General features: G+C 37.8%; 17 protein-coding genes and 6 pseudogenes. 18 read left to right on the top strand and 5 right to left on the bottom strand.

Annotated elements, in window-relative coordinates:
• The first annotated feature begins 4 nt into the window (after positions 1-4).
• The 5 genes from NNJ73_RS00180 to NNJ73_RS00160 all read left to right on the top strand — a co-directional run bounded on the left by NNJ73_RS00180 (position 5) and on the right by NNJ73_RS00160 (position 5847).
• Positions 5-238 (top strand): hypothetical protein, encoded by a 234-nt coding sequence (locus NNJ73_RS00180; RefSeq protein WP_254475215.1) that lies wholly within the window; start codon positions 5-7, stop codon positions 236-238.
• A gap of 21 nt (positions 239-259) precedes the next feature.
• A complete protein-coding gene (locus NNJ73_RS00175; RefSeq protein WP_254492185.1) occupies positions 260-4522 on the top strand; it encodes a hypothetical protein in 4263 nt (1420 codons plus the stop codon).
• 9 nt (positions 4523-4531) lie between these two features.
• On the top strand, positions 4532-4861 hold the full coding sequence (locus NNJ73_RS00170; RefSeq protein ID WP_254492184.1) for a hypothetical protein: 330 nt from the start codon (positions 4532-4534) through the stop codon (positions 4859-4861).
• Between the two features lie 64 nt (positions 4862-4925).
• Positions 4926-5588, top strand: coding sequence for a lysozyme (locus NNJ73_RS00165; RefSeq protein WP_254475209.1), 663 nt, complete (start codon positions 4926-4928; stop codon positions 5586-5588).
• Between the two features lie 31 nt (positions 5589-5619).
• The gene (locus tag NNJ73_RS00160) at positions 5620-5847 is read left to right on the top strand and encodes a hypothetical protein (protein ID WP_254473145.1); all 228 of its coding nucleotides are present in this window, start codon (positions 5620-5622) and stop codon (positions 5845-5847) included.
• 178 nt (positions 5848-6025) lie between these two features.
• Here the strand turns inward: NNJ73_RS00160 and NNJ73_RS00155 are convergent.
• Positions 6026-6163: pseudogene (locus NNJ73_RS00155) on the bottom strand (integrase); the annotation flags it as partial.
• Between the two features lie 174 nt (positions 6164-6337).
• Here NNJ73_RS00155 and NNJ73_RS00150 point away from each other — a divergent pair.
• Positions 6338-6736 (top strand): annotated as a pseudogene (locus NNJ73_RS00150) (hypothetical protein); the annotation flags it as partial.
• 1688 nt (positions 6737-8424) lie between these two features.
• On the opposite strand, the gene NNJ73_RS00145 reads toward NNJ73_RS00150, so the two are convergent.
• The 4 genes and pseudogenes from NNJ73_RS00145 to NNJ73_RS00130 all read right to left on the bottom strand — a co-directional run.
• Entirely contained in the window at positions 8425-9204 is a 780-nt protein-coding gene (locus tag NNJ73_RS00145) for a hypothetical protein (RefSeq protein WP_254492183.1), read from the bottom strand.
• A gap of 95 nt (positions 9205-9299) precedes the next feature.
• Positions 9300-9797: a hypothetical protein gene (locus NNJ73_RS00140; RefSeq protein ID WP_254492182.1), complete on the bottom strand. Its 498-nt coding sequence runs from the start codon at positions 9795-9797 to the stop codon at positions 9300-9302.
• 274 nt (positions 9798-10071) lie between these two features.
• Positions 10072-10842: a hypothetical protein gene (locus NNJ73_RS00135; protein ID WP_254492181.1), complete on the bottom strand. Its 771-nt coding sequence runs from the start codon at positions 10840-10842 to the stop codon at positions 10072-10074.
• Positions 10843-12428: 1586 nt separating this feature from the next.
• Positions 12429-15143 (bottom strand): annotated as a pseudogene (locus NNJ73_RS00130) (type ISP restriction/modification enzyme); the annotation flags it as partial.
• On the opposite strand from NNJ73_RS00130, the pseudogene NNJ73_RS00125 reads away from it, so the two are divergent.
• The 12 genes and pseudogenes from NNJ73_RS00125 to NNJ73_RS10060 all read left to right on the top strand — a co-directional run.
• Positions 15115-15802: pseudogene (locus NNJ73_RS00125) on the top strand (DNA adenine methylase). The pseudogenes NNJ73_RS00130 and NNJ73_RS00125 overlap by 29 nt on opposite strands.
• A gap of 488 nt (positions 15803-16290) precedes the next feature.
• Positions 16291-16509 (top strand): hypothetical protein, encoded by a 219-nt coding sequence (locus NNJ73_RS00120; RefSeq protein ID WP_005773872.1) that lies wholly within the window; start codon positions 16291-16293, stop codon positions 16507-16509.
• On the top strand, positions 16502-16786 hold the full coding sequence (locus NNJ73_RS00115; RefSeq protein ID WP_246054788.1) for a type II toxin-antitoxin system RelE/ParE family toxin: 285 nt from the start codon (positions 16502-16504) through the stop codon (positions 16784-16786). The genes NNJ73_RS00120 and NNJ73_RS00115 overlap by 8 nt, the downstream gene beginning before the upstream one ends.
• A 773-nt stretch (positions 16787-17559) precedes the next feature.
• Positions 17560-18369: a carboxymuconolactone decarboxylase family protein gene (locus NNJ73_RS00110; protein ID WP_254492180.1), complete on the top strand. Its 810-nt coding sequence runs from the start codon at positions 17560-17562 to the stop codon at positions 18367-18369.
• 57 nt (positions 18370-18426) lie between these two features.
• Positions 18427-19047, top strand: a complete 621-nt coding sequence (locus tag NNJ73_RS00105) for a hypothetical protein (RefSeq protein WP_254492179.1) — start codon at positions 18427-18429, stop codon at positions 19045-19047.
• 291 nt (positions 19048-19338) lie between these two features.
• On the top strand, positions 19339-20142 hold the full coding sequence (locus NNJ73_RS00100; RefSeq protein ID WP_254492178.1) for an AfsA-related hotdog domain-containing protein: 804 nt from the start codon (positions 19339-19341) through the stop codon (positions 20140-20142).
• Positions 20143-20153: 11 nt separating this feature from the next.
• On the top strand, positions 20154-20996 hold the full coding sequence (locus NNJ73_RS00095) for a hypothetical protein (protein WP_254492177.1): 843 nt from the start codon (positions 20154-20156) through the stop codon (positions 20994-20996).
• 84 nt (positions 20997-21080) lie between these two features.
• A complete protein-coding gene (locus NNJ73_RS00090; RefSeq protein ID WP_254492176.1) occupies positions 21081-21839 on the top strand; it encodes an HAD family phosphatase in 759 nt (252 codons plus the stop codon).
• A 152-nt stretch (positions 21840-21991) separates the two neighbouring features.
• Complete coding sequence (locus tag NNJ73_RS00085) at positions 21992-22747, top strand: SDR family oxidoreductase (protein WP_254492175.1); 756 nt, start codon at positions 21992-21994, stop codon at positions 22745-22747.
• 11 nt (positions 22748-22758) lie between these two features.
• Positions 22759-23691, top strand: coding sequence for a DMT family transporter (locus tag NNJ73_RS00080; protein ID WP_012231667.1), 933 nt, complete (start codon positions 22759-22761; stop codon positions 23689-23691).
• A 13-nt stretch (positions 23692-23704) separates the two neighbouring features.
• A pseudogene (locus NNJ73_RS00075) lies at positions 23705-23782 on the top strand (Killer protein); the annotation flags it as partial.
• 18 nt (positions 23783-23800) lie between these two features.
• A pseudogene (locus tag NNJ73_RS10060) lies at positions 23801-23905 on the top strand (transcriptional regulator); the annotation flags it as partial.
• Positions 23906-24687: the final 782 nt, after the last annotated feature.

Below are 24687 nucleotides of genomic sequence, written 5' to 3'. Positions count from 1 at the left end.
TGAAATGACCTTAAAACCGTTTGCGATATCAGAGCTTAGCGACCCGTCCCAAGTACGGGTCGTTTTGTATTCAGGGGGAGGCTTTTTGCATACGCCGCTTCAAGGGATTGTTGATTTAGTGACAACAGCTTTGAAAACAGAGTTTGATGGTTCGCAGAAAGAGATGGAGAAACGCTTAGAGAGCTTAAGCGCAGATCTTGAGGATTTGAAAGAGTGTTCTTTGGATGAAGCTCTTTAGAGGGAGTAAGGAGGAAAGCAGATGAAGATCCCCGATCATAGTCATGAATATTTGATACCGGTGGCAACTGAAGAGGAAATCAGAGAAGGCACCTCGCAAAGTAGCGTTGTTGTTCCGAAGATTTTAGGGACAGCCTCTTTGTATTCGTATGAGACTTTTGCACCGTTAGAACAGGTTGTGAATGCAAGGCAAGAGGCAGAAAAAGCGATGGCGCGTGCAAATGGTGCGCAACAGGTTGCAGAAGAAGCTAAGAGGGGCTCAGATCAAGCGCTCACAGAGGTAACAAAAACGGTTCAAACGGTTAATGTAGCGCTTACAACCTCCAGTGAAGCGAAGGAAGCGATTACAGCAGCAACAGCAATCGCCAATGAAGCAAAAGAGACAGCGGATAGCGCCAAGGGCTTAGCCGAAGAAGCCCAAAATGCCTCTGATGCTGCAAAGCACATAGCAGAAGAGACCAAAGCAGCGGTTGATAGAGCTTCAGGGGAAATCAGTGGTACGAAAGGTTCACTGGCTACGGCATTGGAAAGTTTTGCAGAGGTCAAGCAGGTAAGTGACAGTGCAGTGAATGTCTCGACAGAAGCCAAGAAGTTAGCTGATGAATCGAAATCGATTGCTGAACGTGCAGAACAAACAGCGCGAGAAGCTTCCCAAACAGCGACAGAGACGTCCCAAGTAGCCGCGACAGCGGTAGCAACGTGTCATGAAGTCAAGACGGTAGCGACCCAAGCCAGTCTTAAGGCAGATGGAGCCAAACAGACAGCCGATGATGCCAAGGATATGGCGGAAGAGGCAAAAGGTTTATCGGAACGTGCGACGGCTTCAGTTACAGAACTGACAAAAACAGCAGAGCAAATCCAAACGCGTTCTAATGAAGTGTTGAGGAATGCAAAAGAAGCCAAGAATAAAGCAGAAAGTTTAGAGACTATTGCTAATGCAGCAAAACAAACGAGTGATGATGCAGCACAAACAGCGACAGCAGCAAAGAGTCTATCAGAAGAAGCAAAACGAGAAGCCGGTGTTGCAAAGACCACAGCTTTAGACGCTAAAAGCGCGGCAGATAGTGCAAACACGAAAGCCGAGCAGGCACAACAGGCAGCAACAACGGCATCTCAAATAGCTTCTGAGGCTAAGACAGTTGCAGAGCAAGCCTTACAAGCCGATAGACAAGCGGTTCGTGAAGGGAGTGAAGCATCCAAAAGTTTAGCAGAAGCCGTTCAGAAGAAAGCTGAGGCAGCAGAGAGAGTTGCACAAGAAAGTAAGAGTGTTTGTGAAGAAGCCAAACAGCTCGCAACAGAAGCTAAAAATGCCTCTACAAGTGCGCTTAGAGAATCGAGTGATGCGAAGGAGAAAGCTTCTACAGCGCTTACATCAGTCAATGATGTCAAGGGGATTTCTGAAGAAGTTAAAGGTTTAGCAGAAAAAGCAACGACATCATCTACAGAAGCGCAAAAAACCGCCGATGAAGCATTAAGAGAAGCAAATGCAGCGAAAACAATGGCGGATACGGCATCTAGCACAGCTCATGATGCCAAGGGGATTGCTGAGGAAACTAAACAAACGCTTGGAGATGTTAAAAGCGTTGCAGACACGGCATTATCGACAGCCACTACAGCTAAGCAGAAAGGTGATGAGATAAGCCAGCAAACTTCAGAAGTCTTAACGAAGTCTGGTGAAGCAAAGGCTAAAGCGGAAGAGGCACAACGGTTGGCATCAAGCTCACAAGAGGCAGCAGAAACAGCAAAGGCTAAAGCCGAAAGCGTAGAGGCAGTTGCGAATGAAGCTTCACAGACAGCAATATCTGCGAAGAGCCTATCAGAGGAAGCAAAAGAAGAAGCAAGCAATGCCACAACGATAGCCTTGGAAGCGAAAAGTTCTGCGGATAGTGCGTCGGCGAAATCAGAGCAAGCCCAGCAGAGTGCAACCGAAGCCACGCGAATAGCCAAAGAAGCCAAAGCAGCAGCAGAAGCGGCAGCGCGTTCAGGAGAGGCGGCAGGGCAGGTAAGTTCAGAAGCCGTTAAGGGCATAGCGGAAGCAGCGAAGAGCAAAGCGGAAGCAGCAGAGAAGGTAGCAGAAGAAACGAAAGGAGCTTTGGATAGTCTAAAACAAGTAGCCAATAGTGCGAAGTCGACCGCCGAAGAGGCAAAAAAGGTAGCCGATGGTGCACAAAAGAAGGCATCACAGGTAGAGACAGTAGCGGGTGAAGCTGAAAAGATAGCGAAAGAAGCCAAACAGACAGCAGGCTATGCCAACCATGAGGCGGAACAAGCGCGCAGTGAGGTAGAAAAGGCAAAAAGTACAGCTCATGAAGGGTGGAGTACAGCTCACAAAGCGAAGGAAGTAGCCGATGACGCTAAGACTATAGCAAGTTTAGCGCGTACGTACGCAGATGAAGCCAAGAAAAAAGCCGAAACAGCAGATTCACAATCCTATCAAGCCAAGGGTGAAGTAGACAAAGCTAAGGAAATAGCTAATAGTGCAAAATATACAGCCGAACAAGCACAGAAAGCGGCAGAAACAGCGGGTAAAAAAGCAGATTCTTTAGAAACAGAAGCGCGAGAGGCACAAAAAATAGCTAAGGAAGCCAAGGAAAAAGCAGGCTACGCTGAACATGATGCGCGACAAGCCCGTAGTGAGGCAGAATCCGCAAAAAATATAGCTTATAACGCTAGTAGTACAGCTTATAATGCGAAGGAAGTGGCAGATAATGCTAGGACTACAGCAAGCTTAGCGGAAATGGCAGGTGAAGAAGCCAAGAAAATAGCGGAGAAAGCCGATAACCGCGCGTATGAAGCTAAAGGTGAAGTAGGGAAAGCCAAGGAATTAGCGGAGAGTGCGAAGTCCATAGCCCAATCTGCGGAGAGAGCGGCTGAAGAAGCTAAGAAAACAGCCAATACAGCATGGTCAAAGGCGGATGGAGCGAATGATGCGGTAAAGGCTATAAAAGATACAGCAAGTTATGCAAAACATGAAGCAGGACAGGCGCGGTCAATAGCAGAAAAGGCAGAGAAAACAGCCTCGTCTGCGGTAAGTAGGGTTATCGATATCAATCAAGTGGTTGAGAATTTTAAAGCCCCCGTAAGTTTAGCGCGGATGTATTCAGACGAAGCCAAGAAAAAAGCGGAAGCAGCAGATTCAAAAGCTTATCAAGCCAAGGGCGAAGCCACTAAAGCTAAGGAAACAGCCGATAGAGCGAAAAGGACAGCGGAAGAAGCCAAAGGAGTTGCAGATCAAGCAAAGAAAACCGCCGATACAACGAAGCAAGAGCTTGGAGGTCTCAAAAGTTCTTTAGCAACAGCAACGGCAGCTCAAACAACAGCAACAGCAGCAAAAGCACTAGCAGAAAAGATAAATACTTTACTGAAACAGTCTAATTTAACGATTTTGTCAAATTCTACCCCGTTTCTTGTTGCTACAGGCAAAGCGCAATTAACGGTAAAAAAAGGAACGACCCTAACCTTGGGAGTAGGCAATGATATTTTGGTTGTAAGTTATACGGTAGACACGAGAATAGATATTTCTTCTCTTTCTGCGGGCAAGGATTATTATGTTTATTTGGTTTCTGATGGAGGACAGTCTCATAAATTTGTTGTATCGGAAAACTCTACGTATCCAAGGAATTACACCGTCAATAATTCGCGCAAGATAGGAGGGTTTCACACGCTTTGTGCGGATGTTGGTACGATTTCTGGTCATCTCTTATCGGGTTATCGTGCAGGGGATATATTACCCCACTCTGTTTGGTGTCTCAATCACCGCCCTTATAGTTCACCAGAAGGAATGGTTTACGACTTCTCTACAGATCTTTGGGTTGATATTTATCTTCAGTCAGGCGACGGTGTAAATACGAAATCGGTTTATCGTGCAAATGTAACAACTAACCGTAGTTATATGCAGCATACAACAGATATGATGCTTGTAAATAAGTCATTATTAAGTGATGAAGAATTTGCTTCTGCTATGCATGGGAGTAATGATAAGACAAGTATTCAAGGTAAAAAGGCACCTTCTCCAAAATATTCCGGAGGACATAGGGATACGGCAAATCGTCGTATGATTTCTCATATAGGATGTGAGGATGGTTGCGGCTATATGTGGCAGTTTTTGTCAGGATCTATTTTTTTCTCAACAGCAGATAATGTAGATCTTAAGGCAATGGTAGCTGGAGGGACTTGGAATATTGAAGGGGATAGCCACCGATTTGGTCGAGGATATATATCTATCAATGCTGCAAATGAACAAGTTTCGGCGCGTGGATGCAGCCGCTCACGTAGATTTATTTGAGAGGTTAAAATGTTTTCTTATCCAGAACACTTAAATACGAAGCAAGATTATCTAAATATGCTCGAATTTGATAGGGAAGAAACGGTAAAAAGGCTAGAGCAGCTTTTATCAACGCGTTTTTATTGGGTCTTTATCAAAGAGCTCAGTGAAGGAGAAGAGGGGGTAGAAGATGACACGCATAAGGTTGCTCTCATAACCGAAATGCCGTCTGATCTCAATGGAGATTTTGTCAAAAAGCGTTGTCAGTATGAATTACAGGAAAGCGAATATGCACCGCTTTTTCAACTTGGCTTTCGTGTTGAAGAAGTCGAGCAGTTGATCAAAGAGCATAGCCAATAGAAGATCATAAAAGAAGATTTTAATCCAGCCTCACAGATGTGGGGCTTTTTTTATGGAGGGTCAGATGAGAAAGATATCAAAGGAAGGATTAGAGCTTATCAAACAGTGGGAAGGGTTACGTTTAGAGGCTTATAGAGATGTAGCATGTATCTGGACGATAGGGTATGGTCACACCAGCAATGCCGGTCAACCGCTTGTTAAAAAAGGCATGCGTATCACACAAGAGCAAGCAGAAGAAATTCTTTGTGAAGACTTAAAGCAATTTGAGAAGACGGTAGAGGAATCGGTGACCGTTTCATTAACGGATTGCCAATTCGCGGCATTGGTATCGTTTTGTTATAACGTAGGAACGAAAGCCTTTAGCAAGTCAACGTTGTTGAAGAAGCTTAATCAAGGGGATTATGAAGCTGTTCCTAGTGAATTACAGAAATGGAATAAGATAGGGGGTAAGCCTTTTGTGGGATTATCCAACCGTCGAGCAGCCGAAGCCGGTTTGTGGGCGAAAGGGTCTTACATTGCTTCGAACTATCACAGGGTAGAAACGAAGGAGAGAACAGGTCTTTTCAAGATAGAGGCGCTAGCCCCGATTATAGGGTCTTGTTCAGGATTTGGAGGCTTTTTTGTTGGTAATGGACCAATTCAGTGGGCGTTAGCAGGGATTATGGTTTTAGCGGCGTGTACAGGACTGGTGATTGTTGCCAAACGTTTTAAGGAACAGCGCTTGTGATTTGGGGGCGCAAAATAGGGAGCACGCTTATGTGGTTGGTCAAATGAGTAGAAAGCGTAAACCGGAACAAGATCTCACGGAGACAGAACAACAGCTTCTTCATGAGATGATAGAGACGTATCAAGGCTTAAAGATGATGTCACGCATTATGAAGTGGTTAGCCTTCATTGTCTTTATGTTTGTCATCGATTTATCCCGTTTCATAGATGCGCTAGATAATCACTTCTCACACTTTAAAAAATGGATAACTAAGAGTTAGAGATTTACAAAATCTTTTCTTTAAAATCGCAAAAAAATCACCTCGAAAAGAAGTTTTGATTCGCAATAATTGAGAGCAAGTTGCGAAATCCTATTCCCCAACTTTTATTTATTTATCCCTTACAATAAAAAAGATCTATAAATACAGTAGGTTATTTTTATATAAAACTTGCACTTTATCCGTGAAGGGTATAACGATAAATCCATTGAGCACCACCATCTTTACGTTTGTGGAGTAACAAGCCGGCACCATCGTTATATTTGCCAGCCTCCAATGTTGCGACAGACCTTGCATTAAGACGGTTCATAAGGACCATTTTTACTCCTTTCTTATGCAAATTTGATCCACACACTCATCCCGCTTGTTATGTGCAAATGAGTGGTTTTGATTGATTCAACATACACAGATTTGAAATGAAAGAATCTTACGATATTCGAGACTCTCATTCAACATACAAAACAGTGAATTATCATTATAAATCAAAGACTTGTATAATCTTTACGAATATGGTGATGGAATGAGGGAATATGAAGAATTTGAAGGCGGTCAGTATCATGAGACGCCTGCGAATGTAGATTACAGCACGAAGGCTCAAGTTAAAGCGTGGATATACGGTGGTTTGTTACCAAAAAACATTTTGAATTTTGAAGCATTGATAGACGAGTTAAATGTGAAAATTAAAGAACGTACAAAAGATGATGAGTTGATTTGTGAGATAACGAATGATGGTGAGAGAGGTTATCCATTATCGAGTGAAGAGACGGACAGAGAGCTAGAAAAAGCGCTTGATATTCAATTGAGTAAATATCAGGATAAAAAAGTGAAAAAAAATTGCAAAGGCATGTTGACAGTGAAAGAAAGTTCGTTTAAAAAAGCCCCAAGTGTGTAGAAACACTTAGCGATAAGCGGATAGATCACGATAAGATCTTTTCCATTTTTTAGAATACTGACTGTCTTTTATGCTGTGAATAGTGTATGATGATTTATGTCGGGTGTGGTTATGCCATACAATACCCTTTTTAGGGGAAAGCATACAGCGGACTTATCGCCGTGTTTCTAGCGCCCGGCGCCACATATTACACAAAAATATAAATAAATCAATATGTTGCGTTAAATTATTTTATATGAATCCACTTAAGAATCCACACTTTTATACGTGTTTAAATTGACCATTTTTTATAAACAATTATCACGTATGAATAGAGCATAAAAAGCAAATCATGATGTAAATATTATAACGCATCTGTGTATTCAAATGAAATGAAAAGCAGCTACCATTCATAACAGTTCATAAATTTTATGATACGTTTTTATCATTCAAAATCGCATTGTTTTAAAGTTCAGTTGTTTGAAATTATCGATAACATATGTTTAAAGAGCACAGCTTATTTTAAAGATTGGTGTCTTAATAGCATATCAAGCATAAGATTATGGTTCTCAAAATTGAGAAGCGTAAAATCTAAAGACGTTATAGTATCCTATAAGGGAGTAATCGTTTAAAACTTTTATAAGCTTATAGATTTTAATTTATTAAGGGCGCATAAAAGGATTTAAAGACAAAATCGTTTTTAAAGCGTTTTCTAGAAGTTTAGAAAGTGATAGGCAGGCATTATACAGACATATCATCACAACAGATATGAAATTCAAAACGTTATGTCTTATGAAATCAAAAGCCTTTTTATGTTATATGCAAGCAAGTTATCAATAAACGTTTTAAAAGTTATAGTTTAAAAATACGAAGCCAAATGAGATCACCTCAAATTTGAGGGCATCTATTGAAACAAAGATAAGCAAGCAAAATTCAAAACCATTGTAACATCATAAAGGCATGGGGTTTTATTCAATTTTAGATAAAAGCTATAATGTTTAAAGAATGCTCTATTCTAAGAAACGAGCCCCTAGAATTGGGGTGGTTAATTTTGCCAACTCAAATTTGAGCCGGCTAATTTTTAAAGAAATTAGGTTTTAAAGAAAAATAAAAATACGCTTATGATAACCTCTTTAAGTGAACGTTTAAACGTTTGAAACATAAAATGAGATCTTTATAAGAAACGTTTAAAACCTCTTTTTATAACAATTATAACTCAGTTATCATTTGCTTTTAAAAATGTTTTATTTATCAAAAAGCAAAGATCTAGATTTCACAGCAGAGCCAATTTAAAAGCCTTAGATTTGATAAAAGCGTTTTGATTTGTTTGATAGGTTTTGATTTTAGAATGTCAGTTATTTGAATTCACTCAGCTCTATTTTGAGTTTAGTATTTTAAAACGTTTTAAAGAGGAGTTTTATTGATAGGTTTGATAGCTATAACAAGCGTTTATAGACCCTCTCATTCAAATGAATTCTATCAAGATGATACCCATTATTTACGTTTTTTTGATAAGTTTTCATCAAGAGAATAGAGCACTTGCAATATGATACGTTTTGTATATATGCACTTATTGTGAGTTCATATTTTTTAGTTACATTTCTATAGAAAAGATAAAAGCCGCGTCTCTTAAAGGGGCGGCTTTTTTTTGAATTCTCTCTTTTATGATAGGTTTATAGCTACCAAAAAGCCGCCCCCCATACCGTTCTTTATTCTGTTTTATCAACAATCTTTACGATATGATCATTTTCATAAACTTCACAATTTTTAGGGACCAACCTTACTTTGCTTTGCTTGATTAATTTTGCATTTCCATAGACCTTACCCCACACCTTAGTATAATATGAGACCTTTGCATTGCCATACACAGAGCCATAGACTTCAGAAGAGCCACCAACACTAGCATTGCCATAGACCTTGCCATAAATTTTGGCACGACCATTGATAACCGCATAATTATAGACTTTTGCATGGCCATGAATGCGAGCAAAGCCAGAAACCTTGGCACGCCCATAAATCCTTGCATAACTAAAAACCATAGCATCATAAGAAACATGGGCATGGTCATAAATATGGGCATCAGCATGAACGCGGGTGCCCCCACTCACATGGGCATTGCCATACACATTCCCATAAACATGGGCATTGCCATAGACACAAGCATTGTCAGAAACTCTTGCATATTGAGAGATGAAAGCCCTCCCATAGATCTCACAATTCCCATGCACTTGACCACAGATTTGAGAATAATGACGTATTTTTGCATTGTCAGAAACGCGCGCATAACCATAGGCACAAGCATTATCATAGACCCAGCAATTGCCATCATGAGAGAGATTTGCTCCCTTTTCGATAAAGCCACCAAGGTCACCTTCCTTGACATCATCGAAATCTTTTAAAGCACAAATGCGATAAAGATTGATAGTTTCTCTAGTAAGAGCATGTTTAATTTTTTTGATTTCTCTAGTTAATTCATATTTTTTGCACATAAGAAGACCTCACACAATTGAATGTGTTAAACATTTGTTAAAATTTGGAATGGAAAATTTGAAAGAGGGCTGCCCCCGCCGCACTCGCGTCTTATTTACGCAGCGTCTTTTATGGTGTGATCACAAATGTTGATATGACCATTCAATTTTTTTGTATCTATATATGAATTGCCAAAAACACTCACTTTATCGCAAATGTATGTATAGCCGGTAATTTTTGCATTTTCATAAATACAAGCATCATCACAAATCACAGCAAAAAACCAAACTTGCGCATGGCCATAAATTCTTGCATTGCCATAAGCTTGCGCATAGCCAGTTAATAAAGCATTATCATAAATTTTAGCATGACCTTTTATAACAGCCCTGTCAGATACCTCAGAATGATTCAAAACGCAGGTATGATCATAAACATAAGAGGAACCATAAACTTTAGCATGATCAGAAACTCTTGCATTGTCATAAATTCTTGCACAATCAAAAACTGTAGAATTGCCTTCAATTTTTGCATTATCGAAAACACTAGCGTAATCACAAACTGTAGCATTATCAGAAACATGGGCATTATTATAAACACGCGCCTCATTATACACCCAGCAATTGCCATCATGAGAGAGAGGTTATCTTCCTTTTCAATAAAACCACCAAGGTCCCCCGCTTTGACGTCAGAAAAGTCTTTTAAAGCTTTAATACGATAAAGAGTTGTAATCTCTTTAGTAAACATATTTTTAATTTGTTTGATTTCACTGGTTAATTTATATTTTTGAGACATAAGGATACCCTCACAATTGATATGTGATAAACATTTTCTAAAATTTGGAATGGGAAATTTAAAAGAGGGGCACCCCCGCCGCGCCCGTGCGTTATTTAAGCAGCATCAGTTTCATATTCGCTGTTATCATCATTATCATAATAGCCTTCAAAATCAGCATAATATTCATGACGGTAATAATCATCGTCACTACCAAATTCAGGATATTCATTATCACAGATATCCTCATTCGCTTCTAAAAAGGCATTGCTATGTATATAAGAATTTCCAGAGATAAGAGCATCACAAATAACCGCATCATCAAAAACAAGCGATTCATCACAAATGTAAGCAGAGCCACTTATTTTCGCATTGCCACCGACATGGGCATCATCACAAATAACAGCATTATCGGAAATATGAGCATGATCAGTGACACGGGCGTTATCATAAATTTGTGCATTGCCTTCAATTATAACGGCGTTGCTAGCATGTGCATTGCCAGAAAGCTTTGCATTGTCTTTTAATGTCATTCCTTCAAAAATAGCATTTCCATAAATTTGTGCATTGCCATAAACGTCTACAAAAAAGCTTTTTACTTTTGCATTTCCGAAGACGCGTGCATTTTGAAAGACACGGGCTTTATTATACACCCAGCAATTACCCTCATGAGAGAGATTATCTTCACTTTCAATATACCCCCCGAGGTCCCCTTTTTTGACATCACCAAAGTCTCTTAATGCTCTAATTCGCGTTAAGAAATGACCATCTACATATTCACCATCATTAATAAATTCATATTTTTTTGCAGGCTCTTGTTTATTATTAGATGCGGTTTTATTTGAAATGGAAGAAATAACGGGGGTGTTTTTTGATATAGTTTTCATAACTAAATCCTTATCATAAAATTGTTTGTTAATTGATACCCCTATAAGGGTGCCGGGTGCTAACAAACACGGTGATAAGTCCGTTGCTTACACTTTTCCCATAGGGTATTTTATGGTGTAAGCACACCCGACAAAATCATCATATATGCCAATAAAAGCATAAAAGATAGTCAGTATTTTAAAGGAATGGGAAAGGTTGTATCGTAACCTATCCGCTTATCAAAAGTGTTTGTTAATCACTTGATTATTTATATATCAAAATACGTATTTATTGTCAATTAATTTGTACACTTTTTTGATATTTTTATGATTTTTTTAAATTCATTATGTGTATATATTTATTATATGCTTATTAATTGCTTCTTTTGTATTATATGCTTTTAAAGCTATATTATGGGCATTATAAAACGATTGCGTTATTTTCTGAATTATACATTCATAGTATTTAGAAACGCTCTCATCATGCTTATTTTTAACTTTATAACGTATTAGTTTTTTTACTAAATGGTTTTTTTAAGATTGCTGTTAATTTCTTTTTATAACACATTTGCAACTTAACAGACTTTTATAAGAACTGTCTTTATAATAACGTTTTCATTTGCATTGTGATTATGAAAGCCTGCTTTTTTCAAGCATTCACTATAGCTGTTATATTCTTTATAGCCACCGCATCATTTTTCATTTTCATAAGAGAAATGATAAATAGGATAATTGCGATTTATAGCCTATTATGAGATATCGAGAGAAAGATTGATAACTATAGAGATGAGCAAAATCGCTTTTAATAGACTTTTGTTAGTCTTGTCAGTTTAGTCAGTTGTTTTTAGACCCTATAGTATTTTTTTAAATGAGATAAAAAATTAAAAACATTATTTTTCAATATGTTAAGTTTTATCGATTTTTCAAAATACAACTTATTAAAATAACCATAACAAATAAATACAATCAATAATATATATATGTCAGTTTGTGTCTGTAAATTGAACTGACAAAAGTGATCATTTTAGTGAGTGATTAAAACGGGTTTTATGAAAAGCATGTGATCTTTAAAAGCCTTTCAAAAGACAGTTTATAATCATAAGAAATGCTATCAAGACTATTATGGTTATGAGTTTTGAAGGGGTTTTGAGTTTTGACGGTTCTTTTTACGCCCCCTTACATATTTTTTTTCAATCAAAAAATAAAAGTTGTTATATTTCAATGTGTTAATTTTTATCAAATTTAAAAATAACAATCTATAGTGATATTATAAAGATATAAACACAACTAATGATATATTTTGAAGGTATTTTGAAGGTGTTAAGAACCTTCAAAACTTATAAGCAAAATGAATATACATAGCTCTCTTTAAACAAAGCTTTTGAAAAGGATAAAGCTATCATTTGAGATTACGGTATAATCTCTTAAAGGTAATCCAAATGACAGTGTTTAAAAGTGCAAATGATTTCTTTTTAGAATAACGCATAATAAATTATTCCTTTTAAGATTGTAGATAATCAACTTACAAGAGAGGTATAGATTATGGTTATAAGTTCTATACCCCTTATAAGATTAGCATGCCCATTATGTGAACATGCTTTATAAGTTTATTCAGTTTCTCTTATTTCTAATTTTGGTAGGCTCTTAACAATTTTCATTGTCTCTAAACTTACGGTAATAACTCTTTGGAATAACTCCAATGGATAAGCAGGGTTACCCACTGTCTCAATAGCATAGCGATTAGCATCATTCACAATACCACTCTTTTTGTCAGTCTTTACACATTGACGACCCATAACCCATTCAAGAGCGGGCTTGCCATTTACGATATACTCATAAGCTTCAAGAGGGATATCAGTCATTATGATATTGCTGTTATAAATAACCGTGGATTTATCCTTTTCCTTACTATCCTTAATTTTTGCGAATTTCATTTCATTCACGTAATAAAACTTTTCTGGATTAGAGATATCAGTCTGTTTAGGATTGCCTTTTTTAAAGGTCACTGGATAAGGTTCCACATCTTCATAATTTACGTGCAAATGACCTAATTTACGCCCTGCTGTAACAGACATCCAAAAATCATCAGCGCTTTTTACGCAAGGGATACGAGGTAATTCTTTAGAGAGGTTATCAGCATAACGAGTACGATAATCTTCCGAATGTAAAATTCCGTAAACATAATAGAATAGATCATCTTTCGTGATAATTTCATTAGGATAAGCAGCTTTAAAATGTGCTAGCCCTTCATCCGTAATGGCATCACACTTCTGTAAATCAGCTGTTTTGCTATCTTCTGTAGAATGCGTAAATAAATGGGATTGTTTCTCACTTTTACTTTTTGAAAACATAGTATCTTCATAAATATATCTTGGAAAGCATTGACCTGTATCTATTGCGTGAAGGTTAGGTAAATCCTTACTCATCAGTACAGAAAAACCACTTCTTGCTCCTGTTCCTGTAATTTGTATCACTCTATTTTCAATTGTTTGTCCTATTGGAAATATGCATGGCATTTTGGCGACCATTTCATTAAAGGTTCTATCATAATAGAGCCACTGTTTCGTAAAAGGGCGATATAAGCTCTGAGTGATGCATATCTCTTCAAATTCCAAAACCTTTTCTCTAGCTAAATGTTGTTTAAGATTAAGACTCCAACTGATTTTACTTTCATCGGAATTGACAAAATTATCTACAACTTTTGTAAGTGTTCTACGGTCAGTATGTGGATAACTATTATTAAAACGTTTTACCTCGCTATTATAGAAGGCAATCATGTTATTCATATTTTTCTTTACAGTTTCACGGCTTGAGTTATACGCCCAAGCATCAGGATTGGTTGAAACACCAAGAGAATAAATTTCAAAGAGCTTTTTATCATGCCCCTTTTTGACACCCATAGTTAAGAATGTTTTGAAACTTTCGTCACGTTGCTTTATCCAATCACTATGTTTGTCTGGTGTAATGATTTGCCAGCCCTTTTTATCCGTAATGCCGCCAACACTACCAAAATACTCGAGAGCTGTAAGTTTTTCTTTTGTTGTGAGATTATTACCAATGTCATGATAGTAAATTTTACAATCTCCAGAAACATTGGGATTTTTGATAAATAGCGTTACCGCAATACCCGTCATGCTAGCATTACCAAAAACATTCTCTCCTTCTTGAGCTTTCCCATTGCTTAACATATTTTTACGAATATCCCCCCGTAAATTAAGTACGTAAATACTCGTAAATTCTTTGGCTAAAGATTTTCGTAAACCGTCCATTGTTGGCTTTTCTATGTAACCAGAACCAGAAACAAAGCCGATTACTCCAGCATTATCAATACGATCACTTGCCCAGCGAATAGCGCGGATATAGCTATCATAAAGATTTCGCATATTCACTGCTTTTGATTGAGCTATATAAGTCTCACGGATACGATCATCTAATATAGAATAAGTGATGTTTTTTGCATTGTCATTGGCACTTTTTTGCCCTGTTGAATAAGGAGGATTCCCAAAAATAACTTTGATATTCAGATTTTTCTGATGTTCTAAATATTCACTGTTTTCTTTAAATAATTTTTGTAGCAGATTTTTTTCTTCAAGCATCCGAAACGTATCAGTTAAACCAATATGCTTAAAAGGAATATATTCACCTTTCATAAGACTATGATAAGTCGATTCAATGTTAATCGCTGCTATGTAATAAGCCAGTAAAACAATCTCATTGGCATGGATATCATGACGGAACTTATATTCCATATCCTCTGGTTTTATAAGATTTGATTGTAACAACCGTGTGATAAAGGTACCAGTCCCTGTAAAGGGGTCAAGAATAGAAACACCTCGTGATCCCAAGCTTTTTCCAAATTCATTGCGTAAGACATCATCAACAGAATGAATGATAAAATCCACAACCTCAACGGGGGTGTAAACAATCCCAAGCCTATCGGTGGTTTTCTTAAAAGCCTTGGTAAAAAAATCTTCATAAAGCTTGATAATAAGGTTTTGTCTTGCTTGGGGTTCGGTAATTCCAGAGGCACGGAATTTTACGCTGTTATAAAATTTTTGTAATTCCTTTGACTCTTGCTTGATATTGGTTTTATCCAACTCAGCTAAGATCTTTTCCATGGCTTGCGAGATACTATTGTTCTGGACAAATTTATTGCCTTCAAATAAGGCTTCAAATACGGGACGCGTCACAAGATGTTGTCCTAACATCTCTAGCTCTTCCTCTTGGGTAATACTGTCGTTTAAATTACTCTTTAACTCCCTATGAAAGCTCTCAAAAGCATAATAGGCTTTACTGGTTTTATCAGAAAGGATATCTTTAAGGAGAAAATTAGTTCCTTTATATGAAGTGATCAATGATCGTTCAGGTGATGTGGTGAATTTTTTTCGGGTGTTGCAACGCCATTATTACCCTTTCATGGATCTGTTGGAGTTCCAGGTGAGTAGCCGTGAGGCGTTTGAACGGTTACGCACCCAAGATCCCAAGACCCTGACAGATTTAGAGCGGGCATTGCGGTTTTTATATCTGCAGCGGTTGAGTTTTGGTGGCAAAGTGGCAAAACAGACGTTTGGAGTTGATCCACACCGTGGTGCACGGTTTAATAGTCTCAAACTTGAAGCCTCCTTAAAGCTTATTTACCGTCGTTTAGCAGGTGTGACCATTGAACATTTAGATTGGTTTGAGTTTATTAGGCGCTATGATCGTCCCAACATCTTGTTTTACCTTGTTTTACCTTGATCCGCCTTATTGGGGTGTTGAGGATTACTATGGCAAGGATTTGTTTAAGCGAGAGGATTATCAGAGGATGTCCACACTGCTTGCACAATTAAAGGGAAAGTTTCTTCTGTCACTCAATGATGTGCCGGAGATTTGCAAAAGCTTTAGCCCATTTAAGATAAAAGAGGTCACCATATCTTATACATGCAGTTCAAATAATCCAATTCCAGCTCAAGAGCTCATCATCTCAAATTGCGACTTTTAGCAAAGGAGAAAAAGCTGCCTTAAAGGGTCTTTAAATGATCTTTGAAAGGTCTTTGAAGACCCTTTGAAAACCCCTTTAATTTTTTAAAAAAGACGTGAATTTTAAAAATGAATTGCTGCAAAACCTGCTGACAAGCTACATACAAGACATATAGAATCAATAATTTATAGCACGACAAAAGTGCTGTGGCGGAGGGGGTAGGAATGCTATATTTATATAAAATCAATAGATTATATAGAAGTTCGGGAATTTTGATTCCGTTGATTCTTTTAACTTATTTTCTGCCTATCCCGAACCTTTTTAGAGCTTGTTCTCGATCATTTAGTTCTAAATTTATCTTTTATTTTCTCTTCTTTCAGATATTAAGAAAGATGGCTGTGAGAGAAGGAATTGTGTTAGAGATCTGCTAAGGTTATTGTGTTTCAAAGGTTGCTTTTTAACACCTTTTGAACTATATTACCACCTTATTGTAAGGTAGGAGTATAGTCATGGCTACAACTGTTAAACTGTCTGATGATCTCATTAATGAGGCTAAGCGTTACGCGTCTGTTTATAGCCGCTCGGTTCCTAAGCAAATTGAATATTGGTCGCGTATGGGCAAAATAGCCGAAGAAAATCCAGATCTCTCCTTTCAATTTATTCAAGCAATCTTACTTGGACAACAAGAAAATGCAGATGGCGATGTAACAGCATTCGAATTTGGCTGAATCTATGCAAGTTTTACAAACCCATTCATTTAAAAAAACTGTCAAAAAACTGCATGCCAACCAAAAACAAGATCTAGACCAAGCTGTTCGCGTCATTATGAAAACGCCCACCATTGGTCAAGCCAAAACAGGTGATCTTTCTGGTGTTTTTGTCTATAAATTTAAAATGGCCAAGCAATTGACGCTGCTTGCTTACAGCTATGAAGATCACACGATTACTTTGACCTTGTTAGCACTTGGCTCTCATGAAAATTTTTACCGAGATCTTAAAGCATAATATATTTTACAACTTGATAGAGGCACACAGCATTAATTTTACTAAAGTTCTCCAGTGCTAAAGGTATTAAGCCAAAATTTATAGACATGATCAAGCTATATTGGGCACCTAATTGCGGCGTAATATTTTTAGCTAAACCGATTGGAGGACTTTGCAGCAAAGGAGTACTGCACTCATCTGCTATTACATACCTCTAACTTGAGTTAAAAACAAAGCTCTTCCGTACCCCCCAACAAATGGCTTTGTCATGATAGAACTTTACTAGATTAGAGGTAAGTCAGTAGCATCTGTTATAAATTTAACGCTTCGCACTTTCCTCGGTAAATTCAAACCGCAAAATACTAAATACAACTAAGTCCTATAGCTCAATGCGCACATAATCATGCATGGTGTTTCTACGCTCAACAAGTTACACTTCAGTTCTCTTGCGCAAATACGAATAAGAAGGGTTTAATCTGCTAATTTTAGCTCAGTCTTAAGTACAACGTCTGGAAAGGCTACACGTGCCTGCTGCATCAACGTAATATTAATGCCATAGAAAAATCCCTTACTATCTGCTATAGCTTCATAAGGATTGCCTATAATGTAAAAAATGAAAAATAATATAAAATAAATTTACAAAAATGATTGACTAGGATATTAAAGCACGATAACGATTCATGCAATGCAAGTCCGCAAGAGGAGATAAGGTATTGCATTTTAATTGAAGGTTTAGTTTTTAAGGAAAGTAAAAGCCTTATCCAACTAAGGCTCCGTGGGGAGGGGGCCATTACATGCAAGAACAAACATTTGTAAATTATAAGAAAAATGCTTATGAATTGGGCGTGGAGCGTTTACGCTCCATGGAATTGGTCGAGACCCCTTCAATTCTTGAAGAAATGGCCGATGTTGCCCCTGATCTCGCAAAATTCATCATCTCTTTTGTGTATGGAGAAATTTATGAGCGACCTCACTTAACAAGCCGTATTCGGCAGCTTGCCACCGTTGCCATCTTTGCAACTCTCGGTAATGCAAAACGGCAACTCAAATTCCACCTTACCAGTGCTCTTAATATTGGGTGTAGTCCTGCTGAGCTGATTGAAGTAATGATACAGTTGGCACTTTATGCAGGGGTTCCAGCAGCCTTAAATGGTGTTTTTGCTGCAAAAGAGGTCTTTGATGAAAAGCAACTAGACTTCATATCTAGTTGCGGCTCGCCATTAGTATGCGAGGATCGCTACGAATCTGGACTGAAGGCACTAGAACATATTGATGGCCCCGATGGACAAATGATTATTAAGACACTGGGTAGCATTGCTCCAGACTTAGCTCGTTTTGTTGTTGAGTTTGGGTTTGGTGATATCTACACACGGCCTATCCTCAACTTCTTTGAACGGGAAATTATAACGGTGGCAGCGTTAGGAACGTTAGGAACTGCGATTCCACAGCTGAAGCTGCATATACAGGGTCTGCTTAATGTAGGTGGCACGCCCGAACAGGTGATTGAATTAGCAATTCACATTGCTCCTTATGCAGGCTTTCCTGCAGCGATTAATGTCGTTGAAATTGCTAAAGAAGTTTTTGCCTCACGCAAGGAGACATAGAGAAATTTATTTGCCAGCAACATCATTATTATCAAAAGCGTGATACTTACGAATTTAATGTCTACACCGTATCTTTTAATTACAGAAATATATCCTAAAGAAAACCAAACTCTTACAGTAGCTAAGAAATGGAGGCAGATCACAGCAGAAAAATCTGAGCAGCAGGCTACGGTGTTTGTATCTCTTGATAATAGGACTGTTCTGCAGTTGAGAGCCTTGCCCTCATTAAAACAGATTGAGAGCTTGCCGAGGATATGGGAGCTTGAATTAAAATTATTGGGAGAAGATCTTGTGAACGACTTTCGTCGTCAACTTTTGACCTATGTTGAATCGGTAAAAGTGCTCAAGCAGTCTTTGCCTAGCACACCGTATCTGCAGCTGCGTCATATTGAGGTTCCTCCAAGCCGTTTTACCTCCTACCGCCAATGGCGAGACAAAACCATTTTTGACGTAGTACGCAAGGCATCTGAGGTTGAAGAGTTTATTGCTTATCATTCCATCATTAGTACAGAGCCGGGTGTTATGTTTCTCTCCGGTTTTTCTGTTGATCCTGAGATCTATAAGAGCCTTTTTTCTTCTCCGCGCTATCAAGAGATAATTAAAAAGGCCGGAGACAATTTTATCACGGGTGGAGAAGGTGGACTTTATACAAAAATTTACAAACGCTTTATTAATTAACAACGAACTACGGCGACAGCTGTAAAACTAAGCTGCAGCTTTTGGTTTGAGTGGAGGGTAGTGATTGCTAAAAATGAGCGCTTACTCTTCTATAATATTACCGAAAAGCCATGTATGTTTTAAGTAATGTAATTATTTTGGTAAATTTTTGCTTATATTTGATCAATAACGTAGTTACCGATTTTTAAAGCCATATAATAATTTTATGAAGAGTATGTTTTTATTTCAAATAAATCAAAGAGATATAAAAAGAGAGTTAAAATTAGTTATAATTTTGAGGCAGGGAGCACAATGAAAAATACATCTAATAAGAAAATTTTTATAGTTGGCAATAAATTTCATGAATTTAGTATACATGAAAACGTTAAGACTTTTGGGGAAATTTTAGAGATGATACGTACAAATTCCTTTGCCAATTTACCTAGTAATAGTCAACTTGTTAGCGGTCAAGGGTTAACAGAAGTTCAAGCTCAAGCTCTTTATGACCAAGGACTATATCCACTCGCAGCCCACGGGATTGATATTTCTCCTCTACTACAGCGTCCACTTCGCGTTAGCCGCCTGCAAAGTCATAAGCACTACATCAGAAATGCGATTATCTCTCACCCGAAACGTTTAGATGAGCATAATTTTGAATCTCACTTAATATTGGATGAACGGTCAGAACTAATGAATGATCATCAAACTGGACAACATATACAAGGTATGGTGTTGATTGAAGCAGCTCGTCAAATGTTTTTAGCAGTTACTGAGGAATATTTTATCGGAGATAACTGGACGGAGCCGTATTACTTCGTGTTAAATAGCCTGGCTGCCAATTTTACAGGGTTTGTATTCCCTCTTGACGTTGTTTTTAACTATCGGATTAACTCTAGCGATATATCCAGATTATCTCGCCTTCACTTCGATATAACTATATCAGTTAACCAAGGCGACACGAGCGCCGCTACTCTTTCCTTTCAGTTTACTGCTTATCATGCAGAAAAACTAAAGAAGAATGAACACAAACAAGCAATTAAATTTCTTAACAAGCAAACAGGTAGGGACTCTGTCTCGCGGAAAGCTGAGAACCTTGAAAATGTTTATCTTGCGTAGAGGCATTATCTATGAAAACAATAATGTACGAACTAAGTTTGACTACACAAGGACCGACTTATCCCCCGAGCGAAGTAATGGATGAAAAGGGAAATTTTATTGTTATTGGACAAATCAATCGCATGAATTCCCATGGAGAACTTACCTCAGAGTGGGGAAGAGCTTTGGTATCAACCTCTACTGTAACTCCTGAATTCGGCAAGAATGCTCCCTACGATATCATAAAAGAACTTTCAGATCCTCTTTCTAGTAGTGATGCCTCTCTTGTATTACATACTCTGCCCTTACCATTACCATGCAATAATTATCCAGTAATATTTGCACCAGCGCAATGCCCCAACGCGAAAAATATTTATCTGCCAAGCTATGGCTTCCATGAAGTACCAATACCAGACGCTCGAAACCAAGATGGTAGAAAGATTACTGCGCCGATAACCCTTGAACAATGGTGTAAAGCGAAAGGATCCATGGAAGTTTCCGTCCCTAACGACCAACGAACAGGACATTTTCGTTTTGAATTTTGGGGGTTAATTCCTAACAGTCTTTACACAATTATGGCACTACGGCAACATGATCTGAATCCCCATGCACCTACACGACCCGGCCCACTTGGTCTTCCCAATATAATACTGGCAGATGCTGATGGGCATGCCTTTTATCAAGCAATATTACCCAATCCGTTTCCATCTGTGAACGATCCCTCTGCTAATCGAATAGTAAATATCGTCTTGCTTTGGATGAGTTATCAAATGAATCGAGGCGGTGCGATCGGATGGTATGGCTTAGGAGGGGATGTCCACGCGCAGCTAAAGCTCAAAAAAACAGGTTTCTGGGAATTCACAACACAGGATTAATATTACGAATAAATCATATCCATGCTTATAAAGAACAAACAACATTATAAAGTATTTAATTTTTTTTGAAGGGAGAAATTAATAATGAGCCTTGCGTATGCATTCTTCGATGTAGATGGCACCCTTATTCGGAGCAAAAGTATGCTCGCTTTCCACGATTTCTGGTATAAATCTTGGCTAGGTTTTTCAACCAACGCTCACCAAGAGGAATATGCAGATACTACTGCTATTTTACGTGCACACCATGATAACCAGAGTCCGCGCAGCGTAATAAACCGTCGCTTTTATGAATTTTTTGCCGGACGTGCTGTAGCAGAAGTAACAAGATGTGCAGAAACTTGGGCAAAGCGCGCGTTGATTAATCCTACTTTCTTAATCCAAGAAGTAGTAACAGAACTAAAATCCCATCATAGCCAAAAAATTGAGCCGGTCTTAGTATCCGGCTCTTTTATAGAAATTCTAGCCCCCATTGCAGAACATCTAGGTGTACCTTACATCTTGGCCACAAAACTATTGCATGATGGGCAAAAATATAATGGCCGTTTCGTCCCTCCGCAAACGATCGGCGTTGGAAAAGCGCTTGCGATTCAGGATTTTATTGAAAAACATGGTGGTGACCTTAAGAACTGCTGGGCCTACGGTGATGATATTTCCGATGAGCATATGCTGAAGCTTGTAGGTCATCCTGTCGCTGTTATTGGCGATCCTTTGCTTGAGGCGTATGCTCACAAGCATGGTTGGCGCTGTTTAAATCTACCTAAAGAATCACAAACTCTAGCATTCTCCTCTAAAAAGGTATTTCCTTTTAATGAGACGTCTTTACATGAAATATCAGTTCTTTAGTTATTCAACCTAATCACAATAAACTTTAAGGCTATCTTATTATTTAAACAATTTAATAATATTCAATACATTAAACATAATACAGTAATACATAATGCATGGCTAAAAATAAACTAGCTGAATATTAATGATTACAACTTCAGGTATAGAAAATGCTAAACGAAATGATAAAAAACACGACCGGAATTTACTCACAACAACAGAAACGTATTTTAGTCACAGGAGGCGCTCGCGGCATCGGTAAAGCAATTGTTCTAAACTTATTGAAAAATGGTCATAAGGTAGCAAGTGCAGACATCATTGACATAGAACTACCAACCTCCATCGATACGGCAAGCTTATGTAAATTGATTGTTGATATCCGCGATAAAGAAGCCATTGACTCTTCTGTCCATAAGGTTATCTCAGAATTTGGTGGTCTTGATGTCTTAGTTAATGTAGCAGGCATTTGTTATAGTGGCGATCCAGAAACAATTGATGCTCAAGAATGTGCTGAAACATTTGATGTGAATATTAAAGGAATGTTCTATATAACAGCTGCTACTTTACCCTATCTAAAAAAGGAAATTCGCGCCGATATTATAAATATTTCATCCATATGGGGTGTAGAATACAATCCTTCTTTAATTTCATATTCTTCTTCTAAATTTGCTGTAGAGGGCTATACTGGTGGGTTGCGCTTATGGGGAATGCCACAAAATATTCGTGTTTGTTCAATCCAAGTTGATAAAGTTAATACGGATTTTCGTCGCAATTTTAAAGGATTCCCAGAGATACCTCCAGAGAAGCTTGCCAAAATGCTTCACCCAGATGACATTGCTTCCGCGGTCAACTTTATTCTTTCCTCATCTAATACCGCACAAATTTCTTCTATACGTCTCGATGCTCCACTTTGGTATCAAGTATAAGGATCTATCCAATGAAAATCACGCCCAGAATAGCTCTTGTCTTAACCCTCGTAGGAACCTTTTTTTGGGGTTCCAATTTCCAAGCTACTAAGATAGCTTTAACGACTGTTTCTCCATGGACAGCTTCTTTTGAGCGGTTTCTCATTGCCGTAATCGCCATATTTTTAATTATGATTTTCAAAGAAGGCTTGCGGTGGCATGTTTTATCGCAAAATTTTATTTCTTATATTTTCCTAGGGATTATCGGTGTGGCAGGGTTTAATGGCGCTTTATTTGTTGGCTTGCAAACGTCAAATCCCATAACAGCCTCCCTCATCATGGCGACAACCCCTATTAGTGCTAATATTATTGAAGCTATCATGAATAAATCTTTCCCAACCTGTGAGAGGGTTATAGGGATGCTCATTAGCATGTTCGGGGTCTATTTAGTCATAACAAATGGGAGATTTTTGTCTAACCATGTTTCCTTTGCCAAAGGAGATATTATGATTCTTTTAGGTTCCATTGGTTGGGCGTTCTATACCGTGGGCACGCGGTCATTTGTCAAGAACGCAACCCCGCTTGAAACAACAAGCTGGACGATGCTCTCTGGCACCGTCGCCCTTGGCGTCCTAACCTTTTTATTCGAATCCCCTCTTCAAGAAACGATGTCTATGTCCGGCGCTAGTTTATTCGCACTCCTTTGGATAGGGGTTGCAGGATCAGTTTTAGCCTACCTATTTTGGAATATTGGAATAGCGATCCGAGGTCCGGGTAAGACGGCGATATTTTTCAATTTTGTACCTATTTCAGCCTTATTGGTGCAAATCCTGTTCGGCTTCATCCCTCAAATCATGCAAATCATAGGCGTTTTTGTTACGATTTTTGGAGTTCTAATCGGACAAGGCTATATATTCAGCTTACTAGGATCTAGAAAAGCCGTTCCCAATGCGCATAAAGAGTAATATACTTTTTAAGATGAATGGAAATTGGCGTGTTATTTTTCGCTTTATCGGAACAGATGTGGAGCTTGTTGATTATCAAGATTACCATTGATGAAAGGAATGAAAACAAATGACGCATAACCCCGCCCATTCTAGTGAAGTTCTAAAAGTAGCTTTTTTAGAAGAAATGGGGATAACAATACAAAAATTAGCGTATCGTCTTCATATAACAAAATACGTATTTATTGTCAAATAATATTTTATCTTTTTTTGATATTTTTTATGATTTTTTTAAATGCATTGTGTGTAAATATTTATCATATGCTTATGAATTGCTTCTTTTGTATTATGTGATTTTAAAGCTATATTATGGGCTTTATTAAGAGATTGCGTTATTTTTTGAATCTATACATTTATAATATTTAAAAACGCTCTCATCATGCGTATTTTTAACTTTATAACGTATTTGTTTTTTACTAAATGGTTTTAAAGATTTCTGTTAATTTCTTTTTATAACACATTTGCAACTTAACAGCCTTTTATAAGGGCTGTCTTTATAACCAATGCATTCATTTGCAACGTAATTATGAAAATGCATTATGATTATGAAACCCTGCTTTTTTCACGTGTGCTTTATAGCTGTTATAATCTTTATAGCCACCGCATCATTTTTCATTTTCATAAGAGAGATTATAAATAGGATAATTGTGATTTATTGCTTTTATGAAAGCATCTAAAGAGAGATTGATAATTATAGAGATCAGTAAAATTCCTTTTAATAGGCTTTTGTCATTTTTGTCAGTTTAGTCAGTTCTTTTTAGAGCCTATATTATTTTTTTTAAATGAGAGAAAAATTAAAAACATTATATTTCAATATATTAGCATTTTAATGATACAACCTATATCGACAATACAACCATAAATTCAACTCATAATATATATGTGTCAGTTATTTGTCAGTAAATTGAACTGACAAAAGTAATCATTTTAGTGAGTGATTAAAACATGTCTTATGAA

The sequence above is a fragment of the Bartonella sp. B1099 genome (genome assembly GCF_944801835.1).
GTDB lineage: Bacteria > Pseudomonadota > Alphaproteobacteria > Rhizobiales > Rhizobiaceae > Bartonella.
The sequence above is the reverse complement of the archived record's forward strand: the minus strand, read 5'-3'. Positions and strand labels throughout refer to the sequence as shown.

Bases quoted from the DNA above. Each gene is read 5' to 3' on its own strand.
- NNJ73_RS00180 (WP_254475215.1), top strand. From the start codon at position 5: ATGACCTTAAAACCGTTTGCGATATCAGAGCTTAGCGACCCGTCCCAA.
- NNJ73_RS00175 (WP_254492185.1), top strand. From the start codon at position 260: ATGAAGATCCCCGATCATAGTCATGAATATTTGATACCGGTGGCAACT.
- NNJ73_RS00170 (WP_254492184.1), top strand. From the start codon at position 4,532: ATGTTTTCTTATCCAGAACACTTAAATACGAAGCAAGATTATCTAAAT.
- NNJ73_RS00165 (WP_254475209.1), top strand. From the start codon at position 4,926: ATGAGAAAGATATCAAAGGAAGGATTAGAGCTTATCAAACAGTGGGAA.
- NNJ73_RS00145 (WP_254492183.1), bottom strand. From the start codon at position 9,204: ATGTGCAAAAAATATGAATTAACTAGAGAAATCAAAAAAATTAAACAT.
- NNJ73_RS00135 (WP_254492181.1), bottom strand. From the start codon at position 10,842: ATGAAAACTATATCAAAAAACACCCCCGTTATTTCTTCCATTTCAAAT.
- NNJ73_RS00120 (WP_005773872.1), top strand. From the start codon at position 16,291: ATGGCTACAACTGTTAAACTGTCTGATGATCTCATTAATGAGGCTAAG.
- NNJ73_RS00110 (WP_254492180.1), top strand. From the start codon at position 17,560: ATGCAAGAACAAACATTTGTAAATTATAAGAAAAATGCTTATGAATTG.
- NNJ73_RS00105 (WP_254492179.1), top strand. From the start codon at position 18,427: ATGTCTACACCGTATCTTTTAATTACAGAAATATATCCTAAAGAAAAC.
- NNJ73_RS00100 (WP_254492178.1), top strand. From the start codon at position 19,339: ATGAAAAATACATCTAATAAGAAAATTTTTATAGTTGGCAATAAATTT.
- NNJ73_RS00095 (WP_254492177.1), top strand. From the start codon at position 20,154: ATGAAAACAATAATGTACGAACTAAGTTTGACTACACAAGGACCGACT.
- NNJ73_RS00090 (WP_254492176.1), top strand. From the start codon at position 21,081: ATGAGCCTTGCGTATGCATTCTTCGATGTAGATGGCACCCTTATTCGG.
- NNJ73_RS00085 (WP_254492175.1), top strand. From the start codon at position 21,992: ATGCTAAACGAAATGATAAAAAACACGACCGGAATTTACTCACAACAA.
- NNJ73_RS00080 (WP_012231667.1), top strand. From the start codon at position 22,759: ATGAAAATCACGCCCAGAATAGCTCTTGTCTTAACCCTCGTAGGAACC.